The 17,983-nt window shown below is 65.2% G+C and carries 16 protein-coding genes and 1 pseudogene; 12 read left to right on the top strand and 5 right to left on the bottom strand.

The features are described 5' to 3' along the window. Window positions 1–47: 47 nt before the first annotated feature. Both ACK3BK_RS06515 and ACK3BK_RS06510 read right to left on the bottom strand, forming a co-directional pair. Window positions 48–770: an OmpA family protein gene (locus ACK3BK_RS06515; RefSeq protein WP_186668477.1), complete on the bottom strand. Its 723-nt coding sequence runs from the start codon at window positions 768–770 to the stop codon at window positions 48–50. Between the two features lie 57 nt (window positions 771–827). After that, a pseudogene (locus ACK3BK_RS06510) lies at window positions 828–1,524 on the bottom strand (OmpA family protein). Between the two features lie 160 nt (window positions 1,525–1,684). Between ACK3BK_RS06510 and ACK3BK_RS06505 the strand changes: the two are divergent. From ACK3BK_RS06505 to pdeM, 10 genes are all read left to right on the top strand, one after another. After that, window positions 1,685–2,179: a DUF6231 family protein gene (locus ACK3BK_RS06505; protein ID WP_186720730.1), complete on the top strand. Its 495-nt coding sequence runs from the start codon at window positions 1,685–1,687 to the stop codon at window positions 2,177–2,179. 4 nt (window positions 2,180–2,183) lie between these two features. Beyond that, a complete protein-coding gene (locus tag ACK3BK_RS06500; protein WP_186720728.1) occupies window positions 2,184–2,663 on the top strand; it encodes a YchJ family protein in 480 nt (159 codons plus the stop codon). Beyond that, complete coding sequence (locus ACK3BK_RS06495; protein WP_186720726.1) at window positions 2,663–3,139, top strand: LEA type 2 family protein; 477 nt, start codon at window positions 2,663–2,665, stop codon at window positions 3,137–3,139. Before ACK3BK_RS06500 ends, ACK3BK_RS06495 begins: the two co-directional genes overlap by 1 nt. A gap of 6 nt (window positions 3,140–3,145) precedes the next feature. Beyond that, on the top strand, window positions 3,146–3,349 hold the full coding sequence (locus tag ACK3BK_RS06490; protein WP_186668487.1) for an SEC-C metal-binding domain-containing protein: 204 nt from the start codon (window positions 3,146–3,148) through the stop codon (window positions 3,347–3,349). Between the two features lie 102 nt (window positions 3,350–3,451). After that, window positions 3,452–5,890, top strand: coding sequence for a penicillin acylase family protein (locus tag ACK3BK_RS06485; protein ID WP_411383945.1), 2,439 nt, complete (start codon window positions 3,452–3,454; stop codon window positions 5,888–5,890). A gap of 107 nt (window positions 5,891–5,997) precedes the next feature. Continuing rightward, window positions 5,998–7,014 (top strand): ligase-associated DNA damage response exonuclease, encoded by a 1,017-nt coding sequence (locus ACK3BK_RS06480; protein ID WP_288374524.1) that lies wholly within the window; start codon window positions 5,998–6,000, stop codon window positions 7,012–7,014. After that, the gene (locus ACK3BK_RS06475) at window positions 7,011–8,675 is read left to right on the top strand and encodes an ATP-dependent DNA ligase (protein ID WP_411383944.1); all 1,665 of its coding nucleotides are present in this window, start codon (window positions 7,011–7,013) and stop codon (window positions 8,673–8,675) included. Before ACK3BK_RS06480 ends, ACK3BK_RS06475 begins: the two co-directional genes overlap by 4 nt. 105 nt (window positions 8,676–8,780) lie before the next feature. Then, complete coding sequence (locus tag ACK3BK_RS06470) at window positions 8,781–9,896, top strand: succinylglutamate desuccinylase/aspartoacylase family protein (protein WP_186711179.1); 1,116 nt, start codon at window positions 8,781–8,783, stop codon at window positions 9,894–9,896. 67 nt (window positions 9,897–9,963) lie between these two features. Further along, entirely contained in the window at window positions 9,964–12,450 is a 2,487-nt protein-coding gene (locus ACK3BK_RS06465; RefSeq protein WP_411383943.1) for a ligase-associated DNA damage response DEXH box helicase, read from the top strand. A gap of 2 nt (window positions 12,451–12,452) precedes the next feature. Next, the gene (gene pdeM / locus ACK3BK_RS06460) at window positions 12,453–13,109 is read left to right on the top strand and encodes a ligase-associated DNA damage response endonuclease PdeM (protein ID WP_411383942.1); all 657 of its coding nucleotides are present in this window, start codon (window positions 12,453–12,455) and stop codon (window positions 13,107–13,109) included. Here pdeM and ACK3BK_RS06455 read toward each other — a convergent pair whose 3' ends face one another. Further along, a complete protein-coding gene (locus ACK3BK_RS06455; protein WP_054891778.1) occupies window positions 13,110–13,346 on the bottom strand; it encodes a hypothetical protein in 237 nt (78 codons plus the stop codon). A gap of 96 nt (window positions 13,347–13,442) precedes the next feature. Next, window positions 13,443–14,009 (bottom strand): dCTP deaminase, encoded by a 567-nt coding sequence (gene dcd / locus ACK3BK_RS06450; RefSeq protein WP_003258001.1) that lies wholly within the window; start codon window positions 14,007–14,009, stop codon window positions 13,443–13,445. Between the two features lie 325 nt (window positions 14,010–14,334). Here dcd and ACK3BK_RS06445 point away from each other — a divergent pair, with 325 nt between their 5' ends. Next, on the top strand, window positions 14,335–14,544 hold the full coding sequence (locus ACK3BK_RS06445) for a cold-shock protein (protein WP_003254922.1): 210 nt from the start codon (window positions 14,335–14,337) through the stop codon (window positions 14,542–14,544). Window positions 14,545–14,629: 85 nt separating this feature from the next. Here the strand turns inward: ACK3BK_RS06445 and apbC are convergent, their stop codons facing one another. Continuing rightward, window positions 14,630–15,724, bottom strand: coding sequence for an iron-sulfur cluster carrier protein ApbC (gene apbC, locus ACK3BK_RS06440; protein WP_411383941.1), 1,095 nt, complete (start codon window positions 15,722–15,724; stop codon window positions 14,630–14,632). 159 nt (window positions 15,725–15,883) lie between these two features. Here apbC and metG point away from each other — a divergent pair, with 159 nt between their 5' ends. Then, entirely contained in the window at window positions 15,884–17,923 is a 2,040-nt protein-coding gene (metG, locus tag ACK3BK_RS06435; protein WP_411383940.1) for a methionine--tRNA ligase, read from the top strand. Window positions 17,924–17,983 lie beyond the last annotated feature (60 nt).

Genomic DNA, 17,983 nt, shown 5'->3' with positions numbered 1-17,983 from the left:
CGTGCGCACAACAGTACCGCCGCGCCAGGGCGCGCGCCAGAGGCGATTCAGTTCAGGTGCAGCTCCACCCGTCGGTTCTTCGCTCGGCCCTCGTCGGTGTCGTTGTCGGCCACCGGCTCGCTTTCACCGCGACCTTGGCTGGTCACCTTGGCCGGCGACAGCCCCTGGCCGATCAGGTACTGCGCAACACTGGCCGCGCGGCGCTCGGACAGGCCCTGGTTATAGCGGTCTGTGCCTACGCTATCGGTATGCCCGATCACCCTGATGGCGGTCACGCCGGGATCGCCGAGCTTCGGCAACAGCGCTTGCAGGCGCTGCTGGGCAGCGGCCGACAACTGTGCAGAGTCGAACGCAAACAGCACCTGGCCCTGATCGTCGAGGGTGATCACCTCAGGCGCAGGTGCTGGAGCCTCGGGTTTGGGCGTCGAAGGCGGATACTGCGCAAGCGGGCAGCCCATGTGGTCGACCGCCGTACCTTTGGGGGTGTCCGGGCAACGATCACGACGGTCGAACACCCCATCGCCATCTTCGTCACCGTCCTGGGCATAACAGATCAGGCCACCGGCGATGGCTCCAGCAACACCGGCACCCGTCGCCCAACTGGAACTTTCGATCGCACCCAGGCCACCACCGACCAGCCCGCCGAGCAGACTGCAGACCGGCCAGGTCCGTTGATTGAGGGGGGCGCTGCCATCACTGTGGGTGGCGCACCCGTTCAGCAGGCTGGAGGCCAGCAGCAGCGACACAGCCGTCTTCGACAAGGTATTCATGGATCATGTCCCCGGTGAATGCGCCCACGCCACGGCTAAAGACGTGGGCGCGGGCCGTCAGCGCTGGATCTTGATCTCGGTGCGCCGGTTCATCGCACGACCATCAGCCGTGGCATTGTCAGCCACCGGCTGGGCCTCGCCTGCCCCCACTACCGAAACGAAGCTGCTGCGTGGCACGCCGCTGCTCACCAGATAGTCGGTCACCGAGTGGGCACGACGTTCGGAGAGTTTCTGGTTGTAGCGGTCGGAGCCGACGCTGTCGGTGTGGCCGGTCACGCTCAGACGAGCGCTCGGCGCTTCCTGCTTCAGGCGCGTGGCAATGGTGTTCAGGCGTTCCTTGTCGGTGGCAGTCAGGCGCGCGGAATCGAACTCGAAGTGCACGTCACGAATGACGATGACTTCCTCCTTCTCGACCACGACGACTTCCTCGACCACGGCGACCGGCTCGGGCGGGCAACCGTTGGCATCGACCTGCACCCCCCGCGGGGGTGCCAGGGCACTTGTCACGGCTGTCGGGCACGCCATCGCCATCTTCGTCACCGTCGCCATGGGCCCAGCAGTAGCCCGCCGCCAGGCCACCGCCGAGCAACGCGCCCCAGCCGGCCCAACTGGAGCTTTCGATGGCGCCCAGGGCTGCGCCTCCCACGCCCCCGACGGCAGCACACTTCGGCCAGTCGGTTTTTTGCAAACCTGCACAACCAGTCAACACACTGGTGAGCAGAACCAGGGGTATCGCTGTGCGTACTATGCTCATTTTCGTTGCTTCTCCTAGGGGGATCGGTGCAAAACCGATGCTCTGGGAGTAAAGACCGCCTATTCCCTCTCTGCCAGCAATAGGCCACGACGCGACGCCGCGCCTCTTTGCCGCCAGGGCTGGGACCGCTAGTCTTGAGCGACCTGAACGAGGATTGGCAATGACCGACGGTTTCTCCCAGCGTACCCCCCAACAGGCCCTGGCGGCCCTTCTCGAGCGCTTCGCCCCCGCGCGCCTGCTATTGGTCGGCACACGTTTCCCGGCCCTGGAGGCCTTCGCCGCAGCCCACCCGGCGGTAGTGCTGTCAGAGGCGCTGCCAGGCCCGCTGCCTGCCGACCTGGCAGCGCAACGTTTCGACCTCGCGGTGCTGGTCGATTGCCTGGAGCACTTGCCCAAGCGCAGTGGGCTGGAACTGCTCGGCGGCATTCGCAATCTGAATGCCAGCAGGGTCGCGGTACTGGCCGACCTGTCCGCCTGTGGCTGGCAGGACACCGATTTCTTCGCCCTGGCGCTGTCGGCCAGCGAGAAATTCCGTCGCGACGAACAGGTGCTGAGCCTGTTCACCTATGATCTACATGACTACAAGCAGGTCCCGGACTGGCTCAATGCCAAGTTCTGGGCGAATCCGCAAAACTTTGGCAAGTACTGGTGGTGATTTCATGAGTGTCTCGGTCTGCCCCTGCGGCAGCGGCAATCTTCTCGACGCATGCTGCGGGCACTACCATGCCGGCACCCCGGCACCGGATGCCCAGGCACTGATGCGCTCGCGCTACAGCGCCTATGTGCTGGGGCTGGTGGATTACCTGGTAGCTACCACGCTTCCCGCCCAACAGGCCGGGCTGGACCGTGCCGGCATTGCCGCCTGGAGTGCACAGAGCACTTGGCTGGGGTTGGAGGTGGAAAGCGCACAGGTCCTGGGCGGGCAGCCGGAGCATGCGTTCGTCACCTTCACCGCACGCTGGCACGACCAGCAGGGCGACCACCAGCACCGCGAGCGCTCGGCGTTCGTACAGAATGGCGGGCGCTGGTACTTCATCGACCCGACCGTCGAGCTCAAGGCCGGACGCAACGACCCCTGCCCCTGTGCCAGCGGGCAGAAATTCAAGAAATGCTGCGCCAGCTACCTCGGTAATCAATGATGAATGCCCTGGCCCGCCTGCTCCTGCTCGGCCTCACCCTGGCCTTGCTGGGGGGCTGTGCGGGATGGGGCGGCAACCACTGGCGCGAGCCCGAGGTGCACCTGGTCAGGGTGGAAACCGTCAAGGCGCGCCTGCACCAGCAGGAGTTCGTCCTGCACCTGCGCATCGACAACCCCAACGACAGCCGCCTGTTCATCCGCAGCCTGTCGTACGCAATCCGGCTCAACGACCTGCTGCTGGTGCAGGACGAGACCAGTATCTGGCGCAGTGTCGGCGGCCATGCCCGGCGTACCTTCAAGATCACCGCGCGCACCAACCTGTGGCAGCACCTCAAGCCCCTCGCCAAGCTGCTGAAAAGCGGCGATCCGCTGCACTACACCCTGCAAGGCGAACTCAATACCGGCCTGATCAGTCAACGGGACCTGCACTTGTCGCGCAGTGGTGAGATAATCCCCGGCGATTTTCAACCGGAGTAACCCGCAATGACCCAGCAACCCCATGTCCATGGCCCCGACTGCAACCACGGTCACGATCATCACCATGATCATGAGCACGGCCATGTGCACGGCCCGCACTGCAACCACGGCCACCAGGAACCGGTGCGCAACGCCCTGAAGGACGTCGGACGCAACGATCCATGCCCATGCGGCAGCGAGAAGAAATTCAAGAAGTGCCACGGCGCGTAACGCGACTCCGGGTGGCGCTGCGTTTGCCGCTTGCAGCCCGACGCGCGCCGCCCTACCTTTAGCGCCTTTCCGACCCCGCCACGCCGCCCAGGAGCCCTCGTCATGGCCGCCCCCGTGTTTCCTCCCTTCCGCCCTCGGTTCGGCACCAGCGCCGTGCTGCTCGGCATGCTCGGGCTTGCCGGCTGCCAGATGGGCGGCTACCAGGACAGCGTGCCACCGACCACCGGCGTCCAGCCGCTCAAAGGCCTGGCGCAGAACGTCTCGGTACGGCGCAACGCCATGGGCGCACCACTGATCGAGAGCAGCAGTTTCCATGACGCGCTGTTCAGCCTCGGCTACGTCCATGCTGGCGACCGCATCGAACAGATGGTCGCCATGCGCCTGCTCGCCCAGGGGCGACTGGCCGAGATCGCGGGCAGCGAAGCCCTGGACATCGACCGCCTGATGCGCGCGGCCAACCTCAAGCAGAGCGCCGGCCAGCTGTATGCCGACGCCTCGCCGCGCCTGAAGCGCTTCTTCGAGGTCTATGCCCGCGGGGTCAACGCCTATCTGTTCCGCTACCGCGACAAGCTGCCGGCCGAACTCGCCCGCAGCGGCTATCGCCCCGAATACTGGAAGCCCGAAGACTCGGCGCTGATCTTCAGCCTCTATGCCTTCAGCCAGTCGGTGAACCTGCAGGAAGAACTCTCGGCCCTGACCCTGGCGCAGAAGATCGGCAGCGACAAGCTTGCCTGGCTGCTGCCCGGTGCACCCGACGAGCCTCTGGCCGAGGGCGAAACCGACAAGCTCAAGGGCATCAACCTGGCCAGCCAGATCCCCGGCCTGAACGACGTCGCCGCCGCCAGCCAGAAGCTTGCCGACCTCGACCTGCTGGGCAGCCCCGGCTCCTCGAACCTGGCCCTGGGCCCGCTGCGCAGCCGCAGCGGCAAGAGCCTGCTGGCCAGCGACAGCCGCGCCGCCTGGGCGCTGAGCCCGGTGCAGATCCATACCGGCAAGTACCAGGTCGCCGGCCTGTCGCTGCCCGGCCTGCCGATCGTGCTGGCCGGCTACAACGGCAAGCTGGCCTGGAGCAGCAGCGCGGTGATGGCCGACAACCAGGACTTGTTCCTCGAGCAACTGCGCCGCCAGGGCAGCCAACTCACCTACCTGGCCGACGGTAAGTGGCAGCCGGCCCGCGCGCGCAACGAAACCTTCTTCGTGCGCGGCCAGCGCCCGGTGCGCGAAGTGCTGTACGACACCCGCCACGGCACCCTGCTCGGACAACCCGGCAACGGCTATGGCCTGGCCCTGCACCTGCCGCAGCTCAAGGACGACAAAAGCCTCGATGCGCTGTTCGACCTTACCCGCGCCAGCAACATCGAACGTGCTTTCGACAGCACCCGCGAGATCGGCGCCGCTGCGCTGAACTTCGTCTTCGCCGAGCCCGAGCACATCGGCTGGCAGGTCAGCGGCCGCTACCCCAATCGCCGCGAAGGCCAGGGCCTGCTGCCCTCGCCGGGCTGGGACGGACGCTTCGACTGGGACGGTTTCGCCGATGCAATGCTTCACCCCTACGACCAGGATCCGCCCAGCGGCTGGATCGGCCATGCCAACCAACGTAGCCTGCCCAAGGGCTACGGCATGCAGTTGTCCAGCACCTGGTACTATCCCGAACGCGCCGAGCGCCTGGGCCAGTTGGCCGCCAACGGGCGTCATGACAGCCGCAGCCTGATGGCCCTGCAGAACGACCAGGTCACCCTGCTGGCCGACAAGCTCAAGCGCATGTTCGACGCCCCTGGCATGGCCCAGCCGCTCAAACAGGCCATCGATGCCCTGCCCGCCGAACAGCGCGACAAGGCCCGCGAAGCCCTCACCCGGCTCAAGGCCTTCGATGGCCGCCTGAGCCCGGTCTCGGCCGATGCGGCGCTGTACGAACTGTTCCTCCAGGCCGTCACCCGCCAGACCTTCCTCGACGAGCTCGGCCCCGAGTCCTCCCCGGCCTGGCAAGCGTTCGTCAGCAACGCCCGGCTGTCCTACTCGGCCCAGGCCGATCACCTGCTTGGCCGCGAAGACAGCCCGTTCTGGGATGACCGCAACACGCCGCAGAAAGAAGACAAACCGACCATCCTTGCCCGCAGCCTGGCCGCTGCTGTGGATGCCGGTGTCGCCCAGATGGGCGCCGACCGGCGTGCCTGGCAATGGGGCAAGCTGCACCAGTACCGCTGGCCCGCACCGAGCTACCACGGGCTCGGCGACAGCCTCAGCCGCGCGCCGATGGCCACTGGCGGTGACTTCAGCACCCTGGCCCTGACCCCTTACGCCTGGGGCAACGGTTTCGAAACCAGCCTGCCGGCCTCCGCGCGCATGGTCGTCGACTTCGGCCAGACCGAACCGCTGCAGATCCTGACCAGCAGCGGCCAGTCCGGCAACCCGGCCAGCCCTCACTACGGTGACGGCCTGGACGCCTGGTTCAAGGGGCGCTTCATGAGCCTGCCGCTGCAACCGCAGAACTTTGCCCGCGCCTATGGCAGCCAGCGCCTGACGCTGGTGCCGGGCAAGTAGGCAGTAACCCCGAGCGGCCCGTCCGGGCCGCTCGCCAGCACCACGCCATCCGAACTTCCAGGCCAGCGCTGCGCTCCTAACTGGTAACCCCAGCCAGCGCGAACGCCATGGACCTCGTCATCGCCCGCCCCGAAGGGCTGTACTGCCCGCCCGGGAACTTCTACATCGACCCCTGGCGCCCGGTTGACCGTGCGGTGATCACCCATGGGCACGGCGACCATGCGCGCACCGGCAACGGCCATTACCTGTGCGCCGAGCCCGGCGCCGGTATCCTGCGCAGCCGTCTTGGCCAGGATATCGCCCTGCAGACCCTACCCTATGGGGAGCGTCTGCAGCATCACGGTGTCACCTTGAGCTTCCACCCTGCCGGCCATGTACTTGGCTCGGCCCAGGTGCGCCTGGAATACCAGGGCCAGGTGTGGGTCGCCTCGGGCGACTACAAGGTTGAGCCCGACGGCACCTGCGCGCCGTTCGAGCCGGTGCGCTGCCACACCTTCATCACCGAATCCACCTTCGGCCTGCCGATCTATCGCTGGCCCTCGCAGGCCGAGGTGTTCAGCGGCATCAATGCCTGGTGGCGCGCCAATCGTGACCAGGGCAAGGCCAGCGTGCTGTTCTGCTACGCCTTCGGCAAGGCCCAGCGCATTCTCCACGGGCTGGACGCAGATATAGGGCCGATCGTAGTGCACGGCGCGGTCGAGCCGCTCAACCGCGTCTATCGCGAAGCCGGGATCGCCCTGCCCGACACCCTGTACGCCGGAGATCTGCCACGCAACGACCCACGGCTGCGCGAAGCCCTGGTGCTGGCACCACCCTCGGCAGGTGGCAGTAGCTGGATGCGTCGTTTCGGCGACTACAGCGATGCCTTCGCCAGTGGCTGGATGCTGCTGCGTGGCACTCGACGCCGGCGTGGCGTCGATCGCGGCTTCGTCCTCTCCGACCATGCCGACTGGCCTGGGCTGCTGTGGGCAATCGGCGAAACCGGTGCCGAACGGGTAATGGTCACCCACGGCTCGGTCAACGTGCTGGTGCGCTACCTGTGCGAACAGGGCCTCGACGCCCGGGCCTTCGCCACCGAATACGGCGAGGAAGACGACACGCCCCCGTCGGAGAGCGCCACATGAAGGCCTTCGCCGAACTCTACCTGCGCCTGGACGCCACCACTTCGAGCAACGCCAAGCTGCAGGCCCTGCGCGACTATTTCGCCCAGGCTCCCGCCGCCGATGCGGCCTGGGCGGTGTACTTCCTGGCCGGAGGCCGCCCGCGCCAACTGGTGCCGACCCGTCTGCTACGCGAGCTGGCCACACAGTTGGCAGACCTGCCCGACTGGCTGTTCGAAGAGAGCTACCAGGCTGTCGGCGACCTGGCCGAGACCATTTCCCTGCTGTTGCCCCAGCACCGACACGATACCGACGAGGGCCTGGCCCTGTGGGTCGAGCAGCACCTGCTGCCCTTGCGCGGGCAACCTGCGGACGAGGTACGCCAGCGCTTGCCGGCACTGTGGGAACGGCTGGACCGCCCCAGCCTGATGCTGTGCCTGAAATTGATTACCGGCAGCTTCCGTGTCGGCGTCTCCAAGCTGCTGGTCACCCGGGCGCTGGCGCAGTTGTCGGGGCTGGATGCCAAGCGTGTAGCCCAGCGCCTGGTCGGCTACACCGACCTGGCTCATCGCCCCGTTGCTGAAAGCTACCTGAAGCTGATCGCCCCCGAGTCCGCCGACGAACACGCCCAGCGCGGCGGCCAGCCCTACCCGTTCTTTCTCGCCCACGCCCTGCAGGCGCCGCTGGAACAGTTCGAGATACTGCTCGGCCCGGTCGAGGACTGGCAGGCGGAATGGAAGTGGGATGGCATCCGCGCCCAGGTGGTCAAGCGCGACGGCCAGTTGTGGATCTGGTCACGGGGCGAGGAACTGGTCACCGAGCGTTTTCCCGAATTGCACAGCCTGACAGAGACCTTGCCTGACGGCACCGTGCTCGATGGCGAGATTCTGGTATGGAAGCCTGGCATCTGCGACGACACCCTGGCGGTGCAGCCCTTTGCCCTGCTCCAGCAGCGCCTGGGCCGCAAGACCCTGGGCCGCAAGCTGCTGGCCGATGCGCCGGTGGTGCTGCAAGCCTACGACCTGCTGGAATGGCACGGCGAGGACTGGCGCAACCGCCTACAGCATGAGCGCCGCAGGCAACTGGAGCGCGTGCTGGTCGAACACCCCCTGGCCCCTGTGCGGCTTTCACCCCTGTTGCAGGCATCGAACTGGGCAGCCCTGGCCGAGCAACGCGAGCAGTCGCGCGAGTTCGGGGTGGAGGGGCTCATGCTGAAGAAGCGCGATGCCCTGTACGGCGTCGGCCGCACCAAGGACCTGGGCCTGTGGTGGAAATGGAAGGTCGACCCCTTCAGCGTCGATGCGGTACTGATCTACGCCCAGCGCGGCCATGGTCGACGCGCCAGCCTCTACAGCGACTACACCTTCGCCGTCTGGGATGCTCCACCAGGAGCAGCGCAACGCAACCTGGTGCCCTTCGCCAAAGCCTATTCAGGCTTGAGCGACGAAGAGATGCGCAAGGTCGATGCGATCATCCGCAAAACCACTGTGGACACCTTCGGCCCGGTGCGCAGCGTCACCCCGACGCTGGTCTTCGAGTTGGGTTTCGAAGGCATCGCCCTGTCCAAGCGACACAAGAGCGGCATCGCCGTGCGCTTCCCGCGCATGCTGCGCTGGCGGCTCGACAAACCGGTCGAGGAGGCCGACGACCTGGCCACCCTGCAGAGCTTGCTGGGCCCTGTATAACCAGGCCCGTGGCCGCTTCTGCGCACACCCGCATGCACAAATCCCTGGTTTATGCTTCTATTTCCAGTCGTCCACGTTCACAACCCAGCGCAGATCAGGCCCCCCATGCACCACTCGACCCACGAACTGCTGTCCCCCGTACCCGGCATCTGCCGCCAGTTGCACAGCTTTCATTTCGGCCCGCGCGGTGGCGGCAAGGTATACATCCAGGCATCGCTACACGCTGACGAATTGCCCGGCATGCTGGTGGCCTGGCACCTCAAGCGGCGCTTGAACGAACTGCACCAGCAAGGCCTGCTGCGCCGCGAGGTGGTGCTGGTGCCAGTGGCCAACCCGGTGGGCCTGGAACAGGTGCTGCTGGACGCACCATTGGGGCGCTTCGAGTTGCAGAGTGGGGAAAACTTCAATCGCAATTTCGTCGACCTGTCCGACAGCATCGGCGACCAGATCGAAAGCCACCTCACGCAAGACCCGGCACGCAACCTCTCGCTGATCCGTGAATATCTACGCCGCGGGCTCGACAGCCACCCCGCCGTCACCCCCCTGCAATCCCAGCGCCTGGCCTTGCAGCGCCTGGCCTGCGATGCCGACATGGTGCTGGACCTGCACTGCGATTTCGAAGCCGTCGAACACCTCTACACCACTCCCGACGCCTGGCCCCAGGTCGAGCCGCTGGCACGCTACCTCGGCGCCCAGGCCAGCCTGCTGGCCACCGACTCCGGAGGGCAGTCGTTCGACGAATGCTTCAGCCTGGTGTGGTGGCAACTGCAGCAGCGTTTTGCCAAGCGTTTCCCGATCCCCATGGGCAGCCTCTCGGTGACCGTCGAGCTGCGCGGCCAGGCCGACGTCAACCACGAGCTGGCAAGCCAGGACTGCCAGGCAATCCTCGATTTCCTCACCCACAGCGGTGTGATCGAAGGTCAGCCCGCAGCATTGCCGCCGCTGCGCCACCCCGCCACCCCGCTGGCTGCCGTGGAGCCATTGATCGCACCGCTGGGCGGCCTGCTGGTGTTCCACGCAAAACCGGGGCAGTACCTGGAGCCTGGGCAACTGATCGCCGAGGTCATCGATCCGCTCAGCGACCGGGTGACCCCGATCCGCAACGTCCAGGGCGGGCTGCTCTACGCCCGCAGCGTCCGGCGCATGGCCACCACCGGCATGGTGATCGCCCATGTCGCAGGGGAAAAAGTCTGCCGCAGCGGCTATCTGCTGGCCAACTGATCCCGATCAAACCAAAGCACCTGCGGCCGGTCTGTAGAAGCACAGCCTTCGACGAGACCGGCCGCCGATGCCATCCCCTTCCGACCTCGCCAGCTCCTGGTTTGCCTCCCGCAACTGGAAGCCGTTCGCCTTCCAGCGCAGCATCTGGGCGGCGATCCAGCGCGGCGAGTCGGGCCTGCTGCATGCCAGCACCGGCAGCGGCAAGACCTACGCCGTCTGGCTCGGCGCCCTGCGCGCTTTCGCACAGTTGCACGACGTACGCCGACCGGCGCCACTCCAAGTGCTGTGGATCACACCGATGCGCGCCCTGGCCAGCGATACCGCGCGCGCGCTGCAAGCACCGCTGGACGAATTGGGGCTGAACTGGACCATCGGCGTACGCAGCGGTGATACCACCAGTGCCGAACGTGCACGCCAGGCCCGGCGCCTGCCCAGCACGCTGGTCACCACTCCCGAAAGCCTCACCCTGCTGCTCACCCGCGAACAGGCTGCCGCCGACTTCGCCAGCCTGCGCCTGGTGGTGGTCGATGAATGGCACGAACTGCTCGGCAACAAGCGCGGCGTGCAGTTGCAACTGGCCCTGGCCCGGCTGCGGCGCTGGCAACCGCAACTGGTGGTGTGGGGGCTGTCGGCCACACTGGGCAACCTGCCGCACGCCCTTGAGGTCTTGCTGCCTGCAGGCGGGCGACTGGTTCAGGGCCGTCAGGACAAGCGCATCCTGGTCGACACCCTGGTGCCGAGCGCGATCGAACGCTTCCCCTGGGCCGGGCACATGGGGCTGAAGATGCTCCCTCAGGTCAGCGCCGAGATCGCGGCCAGCGCCAACAGCCTGGTGTTCACCAACACCCGCGCCCAGGCCGAGCTCTGGTACCAGGCCCTGCTCGAGGCGCATCCCGAGTGGGCGGGACTGATCGCTCTGCATCACGCATCGCTTGCCCGGCACGCCCGTGACTGGGTCGAGCGCAGCCTCAAGCAGGGCACGCTGAAGGCGGTGATCTGCACCTCAAGCCTCGACCTGGGTGTGGATTTCCTGCCCGTCGAACGCGTCCTGCAGATTGGCTCGGCCAAAGGCATCGCCCGCCTGCTGCAACGTGCAGGCCGCTCTGGGCACGCACCTGGGCGTACCTCGCGGGTGACCCTGGTACCAACCCACAGCCTTGAACTGGTGGAAGCGGCCGCAGCACGCCAGGCGCTGGCTTGCGGGCATATCGAGGCACGCTATTCGCCGCGCCTGAGCATGGACGTGCTGGTCCAGCACCTGGTCAGCATGGCGCTGGGCAGTGGTTTCCGACCGGCCGAACTGTTCGAGGAGGTTCGCAGCACCTGGGCCTTTCGCGATCTCGAAGAGAGCCAGTGGCAATGGGCACTGTCATTTGTGCGCAATGGCGGCAGCTCGCTCACCGCCTACCCGGACTACCAGCGCGTCGCAGCGCACCCCGACGGCATCTGGCGCGTGGCCAGCGAGCGCCTCGCCCGGCGTCATCGTCTGGGTATCGGCACCATCGTCAGCGACGCCAGCCTGCAGTTGAAGTACTGGAGCAAAGGGGGCGGTGGCAAGTCGCTGGGCAGCGTGGAGGAATCTTTCATTGCCCGTCTCAAGCCCGGTGACGCGCTATTGTTCGGCGGACGTATCCTGGAGCTGGTAAGGGTCGAGAACATGACCGCCTACGTGCGCCGCAGCACCGCGCGCAAAGCAGCGGTAGCACGCTGGAATGGCGGACGCATGCCGCTGTCGAGCGAGCTGGCGCAGGCGCTGGTCGAGCGTCTGGATGCTGCTGCCCACGGCCGCTACGAAGGCGCGGAAATGCATGCCGTTCGCCCCTTGCTGACACTTCAGGCAAGCTGGTCCGCCCTGCCCACCCAGCGCACATTGCTGGCCGAAACCCTGCACTCGCGCCAGGGCTGGCACCTGTTTCTCTATCCCTTTGCCGGGCGCATGGCCAATCTGGGCCTTGCCAACCTGATCGCCTGGCGGGTCAGCCGCGTGCAGCCGCTGTCGGTATCGATCGCGGTCAATGACTATGGCTTCGAACTGCTCGCAGCAAGCCCTGTGGACTGGGCCGCGCACTTGCCCGCTGCACTGGCTGCGGACAATTTGCTGGAAGATGTACTGGCCAGCCTGAATGCTGGCGAGATGGCATTGCGGCGCTTTCGTGAAATTGCCCAGATCGCCGGGCTGGTATTCGGCGGCTATCCCGCCGCGCAGAAAAGCACGCGCCAGCTCCAGGCCTCCAGCGGTCTGTTCTACGAAGTGTTTCGCAAGCATGACGCTGGCAATCTGCTGCTGGGCCAGGCGCGTGACGAGGTGCTGCGTGAGGAGCTGGAGATCGAGCGCCTGCATCAGCAGTTGCAGAAAATGGCAGGATTGCGCCTCGATCTGCACGCATTGCGCCGGCCCGGGCCGCTGGCCTTCGCCCTATTGGTCGAGGGCATGCGCGAAACCCTGAGCACGGAAAAATTGGCAGACCGCATCGCCCGGATGGTGGCGGATCTCGAAAAGGCGGCGAGCCGAACCATGAGCGACCTTGCGGGGACTGAACGGAGGAAATCCTGAACGTGCACCACCTGGCGATCGAACATTGCGGCGAAACGCTGTGGCTGTTACCTGGAAAAGCGCTCTACTGGCCAGCCCGGCGCGCCCTTCTGGTTGCCGACCTGCACATTGGCAAGGCTGCCAGCTACCGCGCCCTGCACCAGCCGGTGCCACGCGGCACTACCCAGGCGACCTTGAATCGCCTGGACACGCTCTTGCAGCATTACGATTGCCAGCAGTTGATCGTGCTCGGCGACTTTCTCCACGCCCGTACTGCGCGAGCACCAGCCACCCTAGCCCGTGTAGCTGCATGGCGCGAACGGCACCCAGGGTTACGGGTGGTCCTGGTGCGAGGCAATCACGACCGTCATGCTGGCGATCCGCCGCAGGAGCTAGCTATCGAAGTCGTCGACGAACCGTTGCTACTGCCGCCATTCGCGCTACAGCACGAGACCGGCGCTCACCCTGAGCATCCGGTGATCGCAGGCCATGTCCATCCGGCGTGCGTCCTGCGCGGTCGTGGCCGCCAACGCCTGCGCCTGGCGTGCTTCATGTTCCACCCAAAGGTCAGCCTGCTGCCGGCGTTCGGCGAATTCACCGGCGGTTGGACGGTGCAACCAGAGCCCGGCGCCCGCCTGTTCGTCGTGGGCGATCAACGGGTCTGGGCAGTGCCGGCCTGATCAGGCGACTGGCGCTGGAGGCGGCTCGTCGGGCAAGGTCGGCTCGCCCGGCTCCATCGGCGGGTGCTCGCCAGGCTCGGGGGGTTGCGGGGTATCGGGATCAGGCTGGTGCGGGACGCCACCGGCGTGCAAATCCGTCGGCGGATGGGGGTGCGCGAGCAGAGTCCAGGCCATCATGCCGATCTGGTTCGGCTGCAGGACGGCCAGCTTCGCGCTGATTGCAGGATCGAGTTTCATGGGCTGCTCCTGACGAGGGCCGGCGTACGTCATGCACGCCGGGGACTTACCTCGTTGGAGTGGCAAAAGGGAAACTAATTCCCCCGGCTCGTCGGCTCAGGTACGTGGCAGCGTTACGCCGCGCTGGCCCTGGTATTTGCCGCCGCGATCCTTGTACGACACTTCGCATTCTTCATCGGACTGCAGGAACAGCATCTGCGCCACGCCTTCGTTGGCGTAGATCTTCGCCGGCAGTGTGGTGGTGTTGGAGAACTCGAGGGTGACGTGCCCCTCCCACTCCGGCTCCAGGGGGGTGACGTTGACGATGATGCCGCAGCGGGCATAGGTGCTCTTGCCCAGGCAGATGGTCAGGACATCGCGTGGAATGCGGAAATACTCGACGGTACGGGCCAGGGCGAAGGAGTTCGGCGGGATGATGCAGACGTCGCTCTTGATGTCGACGAAGCTGCCGGCGTCGAAATTCTTCGGATCGACGGTGGCCGAATTGATGTTGGTGAACACCTTGAATTCATCGGCGCAGCGCACGTCGTAGCCGTAGCTCGAGACGCCGAAGGAGATGACTCGGCTGTCCTGTTCGCCACGCACCTGGCGCTCGACGAACGGCTCGATCATGCCGTGTTCCTGCGCCATGCGGCGAATCCACTTGTCCGATTTGATGCTCATGGCGGGATGTCCTGAAAGTACGAGGTGAAAAAACGAGATGCGCATCTTACCGGTCCTGGCCTGCGCGTTAAAGTTCCGCGCCCTATCCCGCGCCGGACGGGGGCTGGGCCACCCGTCGATCCGAATTTCATCAAAGCCGCTGTTGGCCATTGGCAGCTTGCGGAAAGTGGGGTAAGGTGGCGCCACTGTGCTGCACGTGACACCGAGAATCTGTTTGATGCACGATCCTGATCGGCCCATCGCTGAATTTTCCGCTCTCTTTGCACTCAGTCCCGGCCAGGGCAATTCCTGAGCCGAAATCTACTTTGTCCAAGGAGACAGACACATGTCCAATCGCCAATCCGGTGTTGTTAAGTGGTTCAACGATGAGAAGGGCTACGGCTTCATCACTCCTCAGTCGGGTGACGACCTGTTCGTACACTTCAAAGCCATCCAGGCTGACGGCTTCAAAACCCTGAAAGAAGGCCAGGCTGTTACTTTCGTCGCTACCCGCGGCCAGAAAGGCATGCAGGCTGAAGAAGTTCAAATCGCCTAAGTCGATTTAGCTTCCTCGCTTTCAAAAAAAACCCGCCTTCCGGCGGGTTTTTTTGTGCCCCAGTGCAGGAGCGGCCAGCAGCGGATCAATCCTCGCTGATGGTAATGCTGGGCATTGCGGGCGCCGCCGCTTCCTGCAGCACGATCCGAGCGCCCACCTGGCGGGCCAGCTCCTGGTAGACCATGGCAATCTGGCTTTCCGGCTCGGCGATCGCAGTCGGCTTGCCGCTGTCGGCCTGCTCGCGAATCAGCATCGACAACGGCAACGACGCCAGCAACTCGACACCATACTGCGCCGCCAGCTTCTCACCGCCGCCTTCACCGAACAGGTGCTCGGCATGGCCGCAGTTCGAGCAGATGTGCACCGCCATGTTCTCCACCACACCGAGCACCGGGATGTTGACCTTGCGGAACATCTCCACACCCTTCTTCGCATCCAGCAGCGCCAGGTCCTGCGGGGTAGTGACGATCACGGAACCGGCTACCGGCACCTTCTGCGCCAGGGTCAGTTGAATGTCGCCAGTGCCCGGCGGCATGTCGATCACCAGGTAGTCGAGGTCGTCCCAGGCGGTCTGGGTCACCAGTTGCAATAGGGCGCCGGAAACCATCGGACCGCGCCAGACCATCGGCGTGTTGTCATCGGTCAGAAACGCCATCGACATCACTTCGACGCCATGGGCCTTGATCGGCACGAACCACTTCTGCTCGCGCACCTGCGGGCGGGTGCCTTCGGGGATCCCGAACATCACGCCCTGGCTTGGGCCGTAGATGTCCGCATCGAGGATACCGACCCGCGCGCCCTCGCGCGCCAGGGCCAAGGCCAGGTTGGCGGCAGTGGTCGATTTGCCGACACCGCCCTTGCCAGAGGCCACGGCAATGACATTCTTCACATTGGCCAGCGCAGGCACCTGGGCCTGGGCCTTGTGCGTGGCGATCAGCGTGTCGATGCTCACCTGTGCTGCCGTCACGCCTTCGAGGTTCTCGATCGCCGTCTGCAGCACCTGGGCCCAGCCATTTCGAAACAGTGCAGCGGCATAGCCCAGTTGCAACTGCACGTTGACCTGCCCGTCCTGGATGTCGATCGCGCGCACGCAACCGGCGCTGACCGGATCCTGGTTCAGGTAGGGGTCGGTGTACTGGCGAAGCACGCCTTCAATGGCGGCACGTGTGACGGCACTCATGGAGACTCCCGTGGCATTCCGAAAAAGTGAATCAGGCGCCTATGCTAACCCGTCAACCGTCAGCAGATGCGTCTGCGGGGTGAAATATATTTCCCAGCCCTTTATAGTGGCCGATCACCCTCAATTTTTACCCGTCGCCAGATAAGTAGCCGAGCCACCATGTCCGAGCCACGCCAGATTCTCGTCACCAGCGCCCTGCCCTATGCCAATGGATCCATCCATCTTGGCCATATGCTTGAGTACATCCAGACGGACATGTGGGTACGCTTCCAGAAAATGCGTGGCAACCAGTGCATCTACGTCTGCGCCGACGACGCCCACGGTTCGGCGATCATGCTGCGCGCAGAGAAAGAAGGCATCACGCCCGAGCAGTTGATCGCCAACGTCCAGGCCGAGCACAGCAGTGACTTCGCCGACTTCCTGGTCGAGTTCGATAACTTCCACTCCACCCACAGCGAAGAGAACCGCGAGCTGTCGAGCCTGATCTACACGCGCCTGCGTGAAGCCGGGCACATCGCCAATCGCTCCGTGACCCAGTACTACGACCCCGAGAAGGGCATGTTCCTGGCCGACCGTTTCATCAAGGGCACCTGCCCGAAGTGCGGGACCGAGGACCAGTACGGCGACAACTGCGAAAAATGCGGCGCCACCTACGCCCCCACCGAGCTGAAGAACCCCAAGTCGGCGATTTCCGGTGCCACGCCGGTACTGCGCGACTCCCAGCATTTCTTCTTCAAGCTGCCCGATTTCCAGGCCATGCTGCAGCAGTGGACCCGCAGCGGCACCTTGCAGGACGCGGTCGCCAACAAACTCGCCGAGTGGCTGGATTCCGGTCTGCAGGAGTGGGACATTTCCCGAGACGCACCGTACTTCGGCTTCGAGATTCCCGGCGAGCCGGGCAAGTACTTCTATGTCTGGCTGGATGCGCCGATCGGCTACATGGCGAGCTTCAAGAACCTCTGTGACCGCCGCCCGGACCTGGACTTCGACGCGTTCTGGAACGAAGGCTCCAAGGCCGAGCTGTACCACTTCATCGGCAAGGACATCGTCAACTTCCACGCCCTCTTCTGGCCCGCCATGCTCGAAGGCGCAGGCTTCCGCAAGCCGACCGCCGTCAATGTGCACGGCTACCTGACCGTCAACGGCGCGAAGATGTCCAAGTCGCGCGGCACCTTCATCAAGGCGCGCACCTACCTCGACCACCTGCAGCCCGAATACCTGCGCTATTACTATGCCGCGAAGCTGGGCCGCGGGGTCGACGACCTCGACCTGAACCTCGAGGACTTCGTGCAGAAGGTCAACTCCGACCTGGTCGGCAAGGTGGTCAACATTGCCAGCCGCTGCGCAGGCTTCATCCACAAGGGCAACGAAGGCGTAATGGTTGCCGGCGACGCGGCACCGGAGCTGACCGAAGCCTTCCTGGCCGCCGCACCGTCGATCGCCGAAGCCTACGAGGCCCGTGACTTTGGACGCGCCATGCGCGAAATCATGGCCCTGGCCGACCGCGCCAACGCCTGGATCGCCGACAAGGCACCGTGGTCGCTGGCCAAGCAGGAAGGCAAGCAGGATGAAGTCCAGGCCATCTGCGCCCAGGGTATCAACCTGTTCCGCCAACTGGTGATCTTCCTCAAGCCGGTACTTCCTGTGCTGGCTGCCGACGCCGAGGCCTTCCTCAACGTCGCACCGCTCGAGTGGAACGACCTGCAGTCGCGCCTGGAAAACCACAAGCTGAACCCGTTCAAGGCCCTGATGAGCCGCATCGAGCCGGCCAAGGTCGAAGCCATGGTCGCCGCCAGCAAGGAAGACCTGCTGGCCGCCGAAGCCAAGGCACCAGCCGGCAACGGCGAGCTGAGCAAGGACCCGCTGTCGGCCGAGATCGAGTTCGACACCTTCGCCGCCGTCGACCTGCGCGTGGCGCTGATCGTCAAGGCCGAGGCCGTGGCCGGTGCCGACAAGCTGCTGCAACTCACCCTCGACATCGGCGACGAGCGTCGCAACGTGTTCTCCGGCATCAAGTCGGCGTACCCGGACCCCTCGAAGCTCGAAGGCCGTCTGACCATGATGGTGGCCAACCTCAAGCCTCGGAAAATGCGCTTTGGTGTTTCCGAGGGCATGGTCATGGCCGCCGGCCCTGGCGGCGAAGAGATCTACCTGCTGAGCCCGGACAGCGGCGCCAAGCCCGGTCAGCGCATCAAGTAAGGCCCGCTTGCCCTGGGGATCGTCCTGCGATCCCCAGGCTTGCCTCCCCTCTTTGGGCAT

This window comes from Pseudomonas sp. L7 (genome assembly GCF_046605565.1).
Taxonomy (GTDB): Bacteria; Pseudomonadota; Gammaproteobacteria; order Pseudomonadales; family Pseudomonadaceae; genus Aquipseudomonas; species Aquipseudomonas wayambapalatensis.
The sequence above is the reverse complement of the archived record's forward strand: the minus strand, read 5'-3'. Positions and strand labels throughout refer to the sequence as shown.